The 11,964-nt window shown below is 69.5% G+C and carries 12 protein-coding genes and 2 pseudogenes; 10 read left to right on the top strand and 4 right to left on the bottom strand.

Going from position 1 to position 11,964, the window contains the following annotated elements; genetic code table 11:
• Positions 1-804: pseudogene (locus tag CA983_RS09760) on the bottom strand (hypothetical protein); the annotation flags it as partial.
• Between the two features lie 151 nt (positions 805-955).
• Positions 956-1,672 (bottom strand): hypothetical protein, encoded by a 717-nt coding sequence (locus CA983_RS09755; RefSeq protein WP_086600468.1) that lies wholly within the window; start codon positions 1,670-1,672, stop codon positions 956-958.
• 452 nt (positions 1,673-2,124) lie between these two features.
• Here CA983_RS09755 and CA983_RS09750 point away from each other — a divergent pair, with 452 nt between their 5' ends.
• From CA983_RS09750 to CA983_RS09710, 9 genes are all read left to right on the top strand, one after another.
• Complete coding sequence (locus tag CA983_RS09750) at positions 2,125-2,871, top strand: hypothetical protein (protein WP_086600467.1); 747 nt, start codon at positions 2,125-2,127, stop codon at positions 2,869-2,871.
• A gap of 17 nt (positions 2,872-2,888) precedes the next feature.
• Positions 2,889-3,791 carry a hypothetical protein gene (locus CA983_RS09745; protein WP_010041613.1) on the top strand — a complete coding sequence of 301 codons (903 nt, stop codon included), beginning with the start codon at positions 2,889-2,891 and terminating at the stop codon, positions 3,789-3,791.
• A complete protein-coding gene (locus CA983_RS09740) occupies positions 3,788-5,095 on the top strand; it encodes a TadA family conjugal transfer-associated ATPase (RefSeq protein WP_086600466.1) in 1,308 nt (435 codons plus the stop codon). The genes CA983_RS09745 and CA983_RS09740 overlap by 4 nt, the downstream gene beginning before the upstream one ends.
• A gap of 7 nt (positions 5,096-5,102) precedes the next feature.
• Entirely contained in the window at positions 5,103-6,083 is a 981-nt protein-coding gene (locus CA983_RS09735; RefSeq protein WP_086600465.1) for a type II secretion system F family protein, read from the top strand.
• 11 nt (positions 6,084-6,094) lie between these two features.
• Positions 6,095-7,003, top strand: coding sequence for a type II secretion system F family protein (locus CA983_RS09730; RefSeq protein ID WP_086600472.1), 909 nt, complete (start codon positions 6,095-6,097; stop codon positions 7,001-7,003).
• A 57-nt stretch (positions 7,004-7,060) separates the two neighbouring features.
• Entirely contained in the window at positions 7,061-7,312 is a 252-nt protein-coding gene (locus CA983_RS09725) for a hypothetical protein (RefSeq protein WP_086600464.1), read from the top strand.
• A 110-nt stretch (positions 7,313-7,422) separates the two neighbouring features.
• Positions 7,423-7,803, top strand: a complete 381-nt coding sequence (locus CA983_RS09720; protein WP_244206768.1) for a TadE family protein — start codon at positions 7,423-7,425, stop codon at positions 7,801-7,803.
• 63 nt (positions 7,804-7,866) lie between these two features.
• Positions 7,867-8,274: a TadE/TadG family type IV pilus assembly protein gene (locus CA983_RS09715; RefSeq protein WP_086600470.1), complete on the top strand. Its 408-nt coding sequence runs from the start codon at positions 7,867-7,869 to the stop codon at positions 8,272-8,274.
• 11 nt (positions 8,275-8,285) lie between these two features.
• Complete coding sequence (locus tag CA983_RS09710) at positions 8,286-8,756, top strand: TadE/TadG family type IV pilus assembly protein (protein ID WP_086600463.1); 471 nt, start codon at positions 8,286-8,288, stop codon at positions 8,754-8,756.
• Positions 8,757-9,071: 315 nt separating this feature from the next.
• On the opposite strand, the pseudogene CA983_RS45030 reads toward CA983_RS09710, so the two are convergent.
• A pseudogene (locus CA983_RS45030) lies at positions 9,072-10,778 on the bottom strand (serine/threonine-protein kinase); the annotation flags it as partial.
• 436 nt (positions 10,779-11,214) lie between these two features.
• Between CA983_RS45030 and CA983_RS09700 the strand changes: the two are divergent.
• Entirely contained in the window at positions 11,215-11,442 is a 228-nt protein-coding gene (locus CA983_RS09700) for a hypothetical protein (RefSeq protein WP_086600462.1), read from the top strand.
• Positions 11,443-11,507: 65 nt separating this feature from the next.
• Here CA983_RS09700 and CA983_RS09695 read toward each other — a convergent pair whose 3' ends face one another.
• Positions 11,508-11,864 (bottom strand): hypothetical protein, encoded by a 357-nt coding sequence (locus CA983_RS09695; RefSeq protein ID WP_086600461.1) that lies wholly within the window; start codon positions 11,862-11,864, stop codon positions 11,508-11,510.
• Between the last annotated feature and the right edge of the window lie 100 nt (positions 11,865-11,964).

The following is an 11,964-nucleotide window of genomic DNA, read 5'->3' as shown; positions in this document are numbered from 1 at the left end:
GGGCGGGCGTGCCGCGCTCGACCTGGTCTGGTCGAAGACGGTGGGGGCGGTGAGGACGATGGCGGCGGCGGTGACGACGGCCGCACCAGGGGTGACCCAACGGGGGATGCGCCGCTCGGCCCCGGAACGCCGGAGGCGGCGCCTGGCGTACCCGGCCGTCAGCAGGATCAGCAGGGGTACGCCGGTGAGCAGGATCCCGGTGAGGAACGACTGGTTACGGCGGTCGGACGGGCCGATGTACATGTCGGCGGGTCCGTCGTCCCCGTACTTCTCACGCGCCGCCTCGGCCCGGGCCGTTGCCTTCTCCTCGCCCAGGGCGACGACGTCGGCGAAGCGCTCGAAGCTCAGCAAAGGCCCCGCGTCGGAAGGCAGTTCGTACTGTGCGACGGTCAAGGCGGCGTCGGCCGGCGCGCGCACCCCGTAGGCCGTGGCCTCCACGACCTCCATCCCGTCGATCAGTACGTACAACCCGTCCCGCCCGAGCCGGTCGTGCACCACGCCGAGCAGCTGCTTGCCGTCGACGCTGCTCTGTCCGGGCAGGACCAGGACGTAGGTCGGGACGCCGGTCTTCTGCGCGAGCCTCGCGAAGCCGGGGGCCGTGGACCGGGGGATCTCGCGGGGGAGTTGGTCGGTGACGTAGACCGGGTCCTCGCGGAGGCGGTCGGCGAAGTACGCGGCCTGGGTGACGGGAGCGCTGTCCGCTGCCCGGGCCGGGGTGGCGGTTGCGAAGAGAGCCGTCAGCGAGCAGAGGGCGAGGAGGAGCAGGGGGAGGACACGGGTCCAGTAGGGGCTCGATGCCCCCAATGACCCCGCCTGTACTGCCTGTTCCTCGTTCGCGGTGACTGTTCTCACCGGTGTGCCCCCCGACGGTCCGATCGCTGTCCGGGCCGCACTTTACTCGGGGCTTCGCGACTGCTACAGATCGCTGCCGGTTGCGAATACGGCATCCCGCGGTTCAGCCCAGCTTCGCGTTCTGGGCCTTCACCACCGTCGCCGGGAGCTTCGCGTCGCCCGGCCTGTCCTGGACCATGGCCATGCCGTCCACGGAGACGTAGACGGCCATGACATCGCCCTTGCGGACGGCCTGGGCGTGCAGGGTGTGGGTGATGCCCTGGAAAGGCATCGTGGCGCGGAAGGCGAGTGACTCGTCACCGGCCTTCGCCACCGGCTCCTCGGCGGTGACGGAGTCGTACGTCACCGTGCCGTTCGCCTTCGCCGTGAAGCCGCCGCCGCATGACTCGACGGCCTTGGCCAGCCCGGCGAACGCGGACTCGGCCTTGCCGGGTGCGTACGTCGTGAGCGTGATGTAGGTGAACTCGCTGCCCTGCGGGACATAGTGGGTCAGGTCGCCCTGCGGCTCGCCGAGGGGCAGTTGGTTCATCGCGTAGGCGGGTTGGGCGCAGGCCGGCTTGTCGACCGTGACGTCGTCCGGGGACTTGGCGAAGACGTACTTGTCGTCCCCCTTGTCCCTGGAGGTGGCCTTCACGTCCAGTCCCGGCACGTCCGCCTTAGTGATCATGAGCTTCGCGAGCCGCTGGGCCGGAGTCGATTGCTTGGCCCGGGTCGCGGTGGGCCGGGGCTCTCCGGTCGCCGTGTCCGAGTCGGCGCCGCCGCCGCACGCCGTGAGGGACAGCAGGGACAGGGTGGAGACGGCGAGCGCGGCTCGCTTCATGGGGGACTCCTCGTGGGGGGACAAAGCGAAGATCATGACACGGCCACGCCGGTATCACGTGAGTGAATGGTGTGGGCCTCATGGCCGGTATGTGACGAAGACCCCGGCGGCCGGACACCCGCCCACCAGGCGTTCCCCCATGCCGAATTCGCTCCCGCACAGCAAAGGCCCTGTCCGCGTGCCGCCATCAACGGGTTTGTCCAGCCTTGAAGTTGCAGATGAGTAACGGTGCGCATGGTGAGGTGTGTGACGCCGGACGCGCCTTGAGGGGCTTATGTGCGGCTGATACGGTGCGATGGCTTGACACTCACCCCCTGCGCTGGCTATTCGCCCAGGTGGGGCGAATACGTCCGGCCCGGCCCGCATCTCTTCGTGCGGGGAGGCGCGGGTGAAGTGTCCGCATTCGAAGGCAAATTGACAGACATATTCTTGGGTGTACGGGGAGCGGTTGCGTGAAGATCCAAGAGCGTACGGGGGCGGGCGCCGGTCGTTCCGCCGCTCCGGCTCAGCCGTCGGTCGGAGACCGGCTTCCCACACCACCTCGCGAGCGCAAACCGGCACTGGCCGCGCTCGCCGTGCTGCTCATCCTGGTGGGTGCGCTGGGGGCGACGATGCTCGTCCTCCAGGTCGGTGACCGGGTCGAGGTCGTCAAGGTGACGCGGGACGTCCAGCAGGGCGAGTCCCTTGCCGACAGCGACGTGACCTCCGCGCTCGTGGCGGCGGACGACAGCATCAACTACGTCAAGTGGGACCAGCTGAGCGCCCTCAAGAAACTCAAGGCACGGACGACGATCTACAAGGACACCATCGTCATGGGCCAGATGTTCGGCGAGGAGGGCGGCATCGCCCCCGGCAAGTCCACCGTCGGACTCTCGCTCAAGGCGGGGCAGTACCCGACCGGGCTCCAGCGGGGCGACACCGTCGCCGCCTACCGCGTCAGCGCCGACTCGGGGTCCGGCAACAGCAACAGCAACAGCAGCAGCAGCTCGTCCTCGTCGGCTGCCGGCAACTCCGTCATCGTCGACCAGGCCCGGGTCACCTACGTCCCGGACGCGAAGAGCTCCGGCGACGAACTCGTCAGCAGCACCAACCTGGCGGTCACCCTGACCGTCGACAGCGACAAGGCCGCCGACCTGGCCCAGGCCGCCTCCAACGGCGAGGTCGCTCTCGTTCTCGTCTCCGGCAAGTCCGGCAACTAGAAGGCGGCACCCAACCCATGGCGCTCATCGCTCTCGCCGCCGACAAGGGTTCCCCCGGCGTCACCACCGCGGCCGTCGCCCTCGCGGCGGTCTGGCCGCGGCGCGTCCTGCTCGCCGAGACGGACCCGGCGGGCGGTGACCTCGTCTACCGCAGTGCCGCCGCGCACGGCGGACCGCTCAACCCCAACACCGGCATGCTGTCCATCGCCGCGACCGCGCGCCGCGGCCTGGTGCCGGACCAGCTCTGGGACCACGTACAGCCGTTGAGCGGGGGACTGGAGGTGCTCGTCGGGCTCGGTATCGCCGAGCAGGCCGCCGGGCTGGCCGGGCTGTGGCCCACCCTCGGGCACGCCTTCGCCTCCCTCGCCGACTCCCCGAACGCCGCCGCGGACGTCATCGCCGACTGCGGACGCATCAGCGGGGACACCCCTGCCGTCGAGCTGTTCCCGCACGCCTCGCTCGTGCTGCTGCTCTCCCGCACCGAGCCGGAGGCGATCGCGCGGGTGCGTGACCGTGCCGCCGCGCTGGCCGGCAAGCTGCACGGCGGTCCGCGCGGTGCAGCGAGCCTCGCCAACCCGGTGATCGGCGTCGTCCTGATCGCCGACACGGGCAACGCCGGCAAGCTGGCCTCGCAGGTGAACGACATGCTCGTGCACGCCCAGACCGGGGCCCGCGTGGTCGGCACCATCGCCGACGATCCGGCCGGTGCCGACCAGTTGGCAGGCCGCAGGCGCGGCCGTCTCGACAAGTCGCTGCTGATCCGCTCGGCCCGCAAGGTGGCCGCCGACCTGTACCAGCAGTACGGCGCCGCCTGGGCCGCCTCCGCCCAGGCGAACCAGGCCCACCAGGTCCAGCAGGCCCACCACGTCCAGCACAACCACCCGGGCCAGATGCAGGGCCACGCGGGGGCCGGCACATGACCGCTGTCGACCACCAGTTGGTCAAGCGGTTCCGCCAGGACGCCGGCGACCGCATCGCCGAGCAGCGCCGACAGGACCAGATCAACAACGTCACTCCGATGTCCACGGAGGACGAACGGCAGTACGCCCGTGCCGTCATAGCCCAGATATTGGAGGAGTACGCCCGCGCCGAGATCAACGCGGGCCGTACGCCACTGGACGCCGAGACCGAGGAGCAGTACGCGGCCGCCGTGCACGCGGCGCTGTTCGGCGTCGGCCGGCTCCAGCCGCTGCTGGACAACCCCGAGGTCGAGAACATCGACATCAACGGGTGCGACCAGGTGTTCGTCGGCTACGCCGACGGGCGCGAGGTGAAGGGCGACCCCGTCGCCGAGACCGACGAGGAGCTCATCGAGCTCATCCAGGTCCTCGGCGCCTACTCGGGTCTGTCCTCCCGCCCCTTCGACTCGGCCAACCCGCAGCTCGACCTGCGACTCCCCGACGGCTCGCGTCTGTCGGCCGTCATGGACGTGGCCAGGCGCCCCGCGCTGTCCATCCGCCGCGCGCGCATGGGCAAGGTGTTCATCTCGGACCTCGTCGGCAACGGCACGCTGACCCCCGAGGTCGCCCACTTCCTAGCCTGCGCGGTCCGCGCCCGCAAGAACATCATGATCGCCGGCGCCACCAACGCCGGTAAGACGACGCTCCTGCGCGCCCTCGCCAACGAGATCCCGCCGCACGAGCGCCTCATCACCGTCGAGCGCGCCCTGGAGCTCGGCCTCGACACCTTCCCCGACCTGCACCCCAACGTCGTCGCCTTCGAGGAGCGCCTGCCCAACTCCGAGGGCCAGGGCGCCATCTCGATGGCCGAACTGGTGCGACGCTCGCTGCGTATGAACCCCTCCCGCGTCATCGTCGGTGAGGTCCTCGGCGACGAGATCGTCACCATGCTCAACGCGATGTCGCAGGGCAACGACGGCTCGCTGTCCACGATCCACGCCAACAGCTCCAGCGAGGTCTTCAACCGTATTTCCACCTACGCGTTGCAGGCCTCCGAGCGGCTGCCCATCGAGGCCAGCCAGTTGCTGATCGCGGGCGCGGTGAACTTCGTCGTCTTCATCCAGCGGCGCAACGACTTCGGCAACGGCGGCCGCCTCCAGCGCATGGTCACCTCCGTCCGCGAGGTCAACGGCGTCGACGGACGCGTCCTGTCCAGCGAGGTGTTCGCGGAGGCCCCCGACGGCCGGATCGTGCCGCACGCCCCCCTAGCCTGCCTGGAGGATCTGATGGCACACGGCTACCGGCCGTCCGGGACATGGGGGTGAGCCGGGGATGAACACGACTCTCGCAGCACTCGGCTCGCTCGGCTCCATGGGCGGCCTGTTCTCCGCCACCGTCCTGTACTCGATAGGAAGCGGCGTCGCCGTCGGCGGCGGCCTCGCCCTCCTCCTGGTCGCCGTACGCGGACTGCCCGCCAAGCCCGACCACGAGAAGCAGAAGGCCGCTGAGCGGGCGAGCGAACTCATCCGCTTCGCCGGCCAGCGCGGCTCGCTCGCCGCGATCGTCGGCCTGGTCGTCCTGCTCCTCACCCGCTGGGCGGTCGCGGGCATCGCGGCCGGTGTCCTCGTCTTCTTCTGGGACCGCCTGTTCGGCGGCGCCGGCGAGGAGCGGGCCGCCATGCGGCGCGTGGAGGCCCTGGCCTCCTGGACGGAGTCCCTGCGCGACACCATCGCCGGCGCGGTGGGCCTGGAGCAGGCCATCCCGGCCTCCGCCCGCGCCGCCGCCCCGGTCCTGCGCCCTCACCTCGACGCCCTCGTCGACCGCCTGCGCGCCCGCACCCCGCTGCCCGAGGCGCTCCAGCACCTCGCCGACGAGATCGACGACGCCTCCGCCGACATCATCGTCGCGGCCCTGATCCTCAACGCCCGCCTGCGCGGACCCGGTCTGCGCCAGGTGCTGGGCGCGCTGGCGAAGTCGGCGCGCGAGGAAGTGGACATGCGGCAGCGGGTGATGGCGCAGCGGGCGTCCACACGGCGATCGGTGCAGATCGTGATCGCCGTCTCGGTGGCCTTCGTCCTCGGCCTGTCGATCTTCAACCGTGAGTTCGTCGAGCCGTACGGTTCCCCGCTCGGCCAGGTCGTGCTCGCCGGGGTCTGCGCCCTGTTCGCCCTGGGCTTCTGGTGGCTGCGCAAGCTGTCGGCCATCGAGACGCCCGAGCGCTTCCTCGTCCGGGACGAGGCGTCGATCCAGTTCGTCCGGCCGCGCACGCCCGCGCAGCAGTCGCTCCAGCCGGAAGAGGGGGTACGACGGTGAACGACCTGACGATGCCGATCGCGGTCGGCGCGGTCATCGGCCTGGGCATCTACGTCCTCGTACGTGCCCTGATGCCGTCCAAGCGCAGCCCGATCTCCCAGGTCGCGCGGATCGACGCTATGCGGGCGCGCGGCTCGGCCTACGAGTCCGCGCGGAGGCAGGCGGACACCAGCCGGTTCGGCTCTCTGCGGGCCGAAGTCGGGCAGCGGGTCGCCGAGTTCTACCTGCAGCAGGGCTGGGAGCAGCGCTCGCTGCGCGCGGACCTGGCGGTCCTGGACCGCAGCTGGGAGAAGTTCCTGGCGACGAAGGTGCTGCTGGGGGTGACGGGCCTGTTCTTCGGCCCGCTTCTCTTCGCCATCGTCTTGACCCTGGCCATCGCCGACAGCCCCATCATCCCGGTCTGGCTGGCGCTGCTGTGCGCGGCGGTCTTCTTCTTCCTGCCCGACCTGGAGATCCGGCGTGACGCGGCCAAGAAGCGGCGCGACCTGCGGCGTGTGATCGGCGCGTACCTCGACCTGGTGTCGATGAGCCTGGCCGGCGGACGCGGTCTGCCCGAGGCGCTGATGGCGGCGGCCGAGATCTCCGACGGCTGGGCCAACCAGCGCATCCGCAACGCCCTGTCCGACGCCCGCATCACCGGCGTCAGCCAGTGGCAGGCGCTCGGCCAGCTCGGCGAGGAGCTGGGCGTCGAGGAACTCAAGGACCTCTCCGCCTCCCTGGCCCTGGTCGCGGACGACGGTGCCAAGGTGCGCGAGTCCCTCGCGTCCCGGGCCGAGACCATGCGGCACCGCGAACTCGCCGAGATCGAGGGCAGCGCGGGCGAGAAGTCCCAGTCGATGCTCGTCGCCCAGCTGCTGCTGTGCGCCGGCTTCCTGGTGTTCCTGATCTACCCGGCGGCGATGCGGGTGTTCCAGGTGTGAAAGCTGCTCGCCCCACCGACTGCCCACAGAATCAGCTGAGTTGAGAGGACAACCCCCATGAACGGACGCAACTTCCACACGGGCATCCCGGCGGTGGACTTCCTGGTCGTCTTCCTGCAGGGCCGCGTGGAGCGTGCCCGGTCCGGCGAACTCGACCGCGGTGCCTCCGCGGTCGAGTGGGTCATCATCTCCGCCGTCGTGGTGGCGATCGTCGGCGTCGTCGCCGCGATCATCAACCGCGCGCTGGAGGGTGGCGCCGAGAAGGTCGAGAACTGCATCAACGGCGCCAACCAGAGCGGCACCTGCTGAGCGTCGTACGGACAACGGGGTTGACGGGGTTGCGCGTGAACGTGGGCAGATGGGTGCGCCGCAGGGTGGAGGCCGTACGGAAGTCGGCGGCCACCCGCGGTGACTCCGGCATGACCGCGATCGAGTTCGTGCTGCTCACCCCGGTTCTCTTCTTCATGATCTTCGCCACGGTGCAGTTCGCGCTGTACTTCTTCGCCGACCACGTGGCCCAGGCGGCGGCCCAGGCAGGAGCCCGCAAGGCCCGCGCCACGGCCGACGAACAGCCGGGCGCCTGGCGGGGCGAGGCGCGGGACGTGGTGGACAGCTACATCAGTCAGCTGGGCCCCAAGCTGGTGCTGTCACCCGACGTGGCGCTGCTCCAGCCGGAGCAGAACACGGTGGGCGTGGAGATCACGGCACGGGTTCCGACGGTGTTCCCCGGGCTGGATCTGACCGTGCACGCGCAGTCGGTGGGACCGGTGGAGCGGTTCGTGCGGGATGAGGGGAACTAGGTGAACGTCTCTTCCCTGCGGGACCACCGGTCCGCGGTCGAGGCCCGGCGGGGCGAGGAGGGCATGTCCGCGGCGGGGGACGACCGAGGCCTGTCCACGGTCGAGGTCGTGATCCTCGCGCCGGTGATGATCCTCTTCATCCTCGTCCTGGTGGCTTTCGGCCAGATGGTCGAGGGACGCGGAGCGATCGACGGCGCCGCGCGGGACGCGGCCCGGGCCGGATCGCTCCAGTGGGATGTCGGCAACGCCATGGCGGAAGCGCGCAAGGCGGCCGAGGCCAACCTCACGGACGTCTGCACGGGCCCGGTGACCGTCACGAAGACCAGCGCGGGCTTCGCCGACGCCGACCTGTTCACCGTCGAGGTGAGCTGTCAGGTCCGTGGCCTCGCGATGGTCGGCCTGGACATCAAGACCCGGATGTCCGGCTCCTTCACGGCACCGCTGGACCCGTTCAAGAGGAAGGCGGGCTGAGGGAGTTGACCATGCCCTGCAAGACCACCGCCCTCCGTGCCTGGCTGTCGTCCCGCCACGAGCGGCTGGACGACCGGGGCTCCGGCGCCGGCGCGGTCATCATCTTCGCGCTCGTCTTCATCTCGCTCTCGGCCTTCGTCATCGACGGCGGCCTGTCCATCTCCAAGCGTGAACGCGCCGCGGACATCGCCGAACAGGCTGCCCGCTACGCCGCCCAGGACATCGACCGCGAGGCCCTCTACGAGAACGAGGGCGGCCCGGCCCCGATCAACTTCGAGAACTGCGACGCCCGCGTGAAGGCCTTCGCCCGCGAGATGGACATGACGGGCCCGGACATCGCGGCGACCCACTGCGTGGCGGCGAACGCCGAGGAGGTACAGGTCGAGGTGCAGCTCACGTACTCCCCGGTCTTCACCGGGATGTTCTACGGCGGTGACGTGGTCGTCCATGGGCAGGCGGTGGCGGAGAACGAGGTCGGTTGAGCGGCCACGACTGCGGGTGAACCCCCAGCCGGTGCCGTCGGGGTCGATGCCGCTCGCCGTTCGCCCGGACTTGAGAAGTGCGATTGATTCCGCCCTCGTGACCGCGATCGCGGGATCACTGATGCTGACAGCTGTGCCTGCGCCGACGCTGTGGCCACCTCGGCTGCACCGCAGGGCAGGAGCGTGTGGCTGACGGTGACGGGGAAGAAGGTGGCCGCACGCCGACCGGCGAAGGACGAGTTCTCAGTGCCCTCGACGTGCGTACGCGTGAGCTGACCCTGCCGACGCGGGAGGTGTGCGCCTCCCAACCGGCTGCTACTCGGGCTTCCACTGCGTGGCAGTGGCCACGTACGTACGAAGCTGGTCGTTGTCGGCGGTCCCCGCGTTGACCTTGGTGATCCAGAGGTGAGTGACCGCGCCCTCTCCGGACACGACGCAGACACCGGTGCCTGCCTTGAGAAGCGAGTCGTCCCTGATCCGGCTGAGCGGGACGGGGTTGGGGAGCGAGCCCTCGATGGCTGAGTCGCGGCAGGCGGTGGGCGTGGGGCGCCGCTCGGCGGTGGTGCCGTAGGAGCCTTCGTCGTCGGCGAGCCGGATCCCGTTCGTCTTGATGGGGGCAGGGCAGTCCGTGTAGGTGAGCCAGCCGCCGGAGGACGGTATGTAGCCGGCTCCGGTCTCCACGCTCAGGTCGTTGATGTCGAGGATCGTCGCGTCCGAGGGCCTGCACATCGTCCCCGACCCGATGTCCTCGGCAGTGGGGATGTACTTCGGCGCCCGCAGCACGAGGTTCTTGTCCCGCGCGCTGATCTGCCAGCCGGCTTCCGACTTCGGGGCGTCCGTGATCGTGGGCGAGGCGCTGGGGGCGGCAGCGGGGTCGGCTCCTCCGGAAAGGTCCTGGGCGTCGCCGGAAGCGGTGGTGTCCCTCGAGTCGTCCGTCATCACCTGGTGAGCGGCGACGGAACCCTCACCCACCGCCAGCGCCGCAACGGCGGCGATCACGGCGATCAGCGCCTTGGGACGGGGTTTGGCGGTACGGTCCTGCGCTGCGGTCCCAGTGGCCGGTGCCGACTGCGGAGGGTACGAGGGGGCGGTGGGAGCCGCGGCCACGAACGCATCCCCCGGGGAGTGCGCCGGCCGTGTCGGCGCGGCGGCTGCGAAGGCGGCCTGAGGAGGCAGCCCCGGCTGGGTGGGGACCGGAGGTGTCGGCGAGGAGCTCGTTGCGGCCGGCGCGGGAGAGGAATGCAGGCGAAGTGTCTCCTCCTGCCGGCTGATCTGCTCCTGCACGGCCGGTGGCAGCCACCAGCCCTCGTGCCGGAGCAACCCCTCTGTTGCGGCCAGGGTGTTGCACGCCTCGATGATCTGCCCAGGAGTGGGCCGGGCGCCCGGATCCTTGGCCAGGCAGCCGGCGACGACGCCACGCAGTTCTTCCGGACAAGCATCGAGATCAGGTTCGTTGGAGACGATCCGGTACAGCAGCGCGTGCGAGGCACCCTCGCCGAACGGATGCCGCCCGGTCGCCGCGAAGTAGGCGACCAGGCCGAGCGCGAAGACGTCCAGAGAAGGCGTGACGTCACCGCCCATGGCCTGTTCCGGCGCCATGTAGGCAGGCGTACCGAGGCGTACGTCCGTACCGGTCAGCGCTGTCGTGTCGGCGGCACGGGCGATGCCGAAATCGATGACACGCGGCCCGTCGGAGGGCAACAGCACATTGGAGGGCTTGAGGTCCCGGTGTATGACGCCGGATGCGTGGATGGTCTGAAGTGCCTCCGCGATACCGGCGGTCAGTTGCAACACCGTACGCAGGGGCAGCGCCCCGTGCTGGTACACGGCGGAGGCGAGGGAAGGACCGGGAACGTATCCGATCGCGAGCCACGGCTCGGGACCATCGGTGAAGCTGTCGAGGACGGGTGCGGTGTACGGCCCCTGCACCCGCCGCGCTGCTGTGACCTCTTGGGCGAAACGCTTGCGGAACTCCGGATCCTGCGCGTACTCCCGCCGGACGACCTTGAGTGCGACCGGTTGTCCGGAGTTTGTGGGGGCTACGTCATGTTACCGAAGGGGTGAGTGTGGTTGGTGGTGCGGCCGGACCATGACCACCCGCCCCGGCGTCCGGACCGCGCCAGGACATGAGGATGCAGGAGATCAGATCCAGTCCCTGAACCGCTGGGTCTGGAACATTCGACGGATCTGCACACCGTTCACCGCGAGGTCGTGAGGAACCACGGCGGGAACTAATCTCCACTCGCTCACCCCGCCGTGCATTGCCCTCCGGTACCGCGCAGTGGTGGAACGTGTGAAGGCGACGGATATTTCGGTGGCCGAATGGTCACACTCGTGAATTCGGTCACCGAAATCCGTCGCACCCGATAACCACTGACTGGCCGACCCTTCTCCCGACGTGCTTTGATCAGTCGCGCTCGAGCACTTCGAATAATTGAACCGAAGGGAACCGCCCTCCATGGCCTTCACCCCGCAGATCGAGACCGCCCACATGTCCGACGCCGAGCTGGACACCATCGCCGGCGGCCAGGCGGGCGGCACCGCGGGTGCCGGCGCCGCAGCCGGTCTCTACGTCGAGACGTCGGCCGCCGGCGTCAACGCCGGTGTCGGCGGCGGCGTGGGCCTCGCCGTCTCGCCCGCGGGCATCGCGGCGGACCTGCACCTCAACGCCGCGGTCGCTTCCTGACCTCCAGGCGCACGAAAGGCCCCGGATCTCTGGATCCGGGGCCTTTTCACGTCAGGGGCACGGCCTTACTTGCCGCCGCCACCGTTCCCCTTGCCGCCCTTCCCGCCCCGCTTGTCCTCGGTCTTCATGGCATCGTTGACCTGCTTGGCGAGCTCGTCATCAAGCTTCTTGAACTCGCGAACGACGGCATCGGACATACTCGCCAGCGCATCGAGCTGCTGCGTGATGTCCTCACGTCCGTCCTCCCAGTTGGACTCGAAATCCCCGAGCGCGTCATTGACACTGCCGTCGCCGATGTCGTCTTTGTAGGACTCGAAGAGTTTCTTGGTGTGATTCAGACGGGTCTTGATGGAACGAAGCCGGCGACCGTAGCTCTCCAGCTCGCTCAGCGGCAGTGCGAGGTCGCTCTTGCCGTTGCCCATATGGCAGCCCCCCAAGGTCCAACGCCCTGATTTCACCTGAACGGTACCTCAACCGATCTTCCCGTCGAACGGTTGTGCCTTGTAAGTTCACGTGTGCATA

It is taken from the genome of Streptomyces swartbergensis (assembly GCF_002148965.1).
Taxonomy (GTDB): Bacteria; Actinomycetota; Actinomycetes; order Streptomycetales; family Streptomycetaceae; genus Streptomyces; species Streptomyces swartbergensis.
The sequence above is the reverse complement of the archived record's forward strand: the minus strand, read 5'-3'. Positions and strand labels throughout refer to the sequence as shown.

What these genes read in the sequence shown, in the direction of transcription:
- CA983_RS09740 (WP_086600466.1), top strand. Translation starts at nt 3,788, where the DNA reads ATGACCGCTGTCGACCACCAGTTGGTCAAGCGGTTCCGCCAGGACGCC.
- CA983_RS09700 (WP_086600462.1), top strand. Translation starts at nt 11,215, where the DNA reads ATGGCCTTCACCCCGCAGATCGAGACCGCCCACATGTCCGACGCCGAG.
- CA983_RS09725 (WP_086600464.1), top strand. Translation starts at nt 7,061, where the DNA reads ATGAACGGACGCAACTTCCACACGGGCATCCCGGCGGTGGACTTCCTG.
- CA983_RS09730 (WP_086600472.1), top strand. Translation starts at nt 6,095, where the DNA reads ATGCCGATCGCGGTCGGCGCGGTCATCGGCCTGGGCATCTACGTCCTC.
- CA983_RS09755 (WP_086600468.1), bottom strand. Translation starts at nt 1,672, where the DNA reads ATGAAGCGAGCCGCGCTCGCCGTCTCCACCCTGTCCCTGCTGTCCCTC.
- CA983_RS09695 (WP_086600461.1), bottom strand. Translation starts at nt 11,864, where the DNA reads ATGGGCAACGGCAAGAGCGACCTCGCACTGCCGCTGAGCGAGCTGGAG.
- CA983_RS09735 (WP_086600465.1), top strand. Translation starts at nt 5,103, where the DNA reads ATGAACACGACTCTCGCAGCACTCGGCTCGCTCGGCTCCATGGGCGGC.
- CA983_RS09720 (WP_244206768.1), top strand. Translation starts at nt 7,423, where the DNA reads ATGACCGCGATCGAGTTCGTGCTGCTCACCCCGGTTCTCTTCTTCATG.
- CA983_RS09710 (WP_086600463.1), top strand. Translation starts at nt 8,286, where the DNA reads ATGCCCTGCAAGACCACCGCCCTCCGTGCCTGGCTGTCGTCCCGCCAC.
- CA983_RS09715 (WP_086600470.1), top strand. Translation starts at nt 7,867, where the DNA reads ATGTCCGCGGCGGGGGACGACCGAGGCCTGTCCACGGTCGAGGTCGTG.
- CA983_RS09745 (WP_010041613.1), top strand. Translation starts at nt 2,889, where the DNA reads ATGGCGCTCATCGCTCTCGCCGCCGACAAGGGTTCCCCCGGCGTCACC.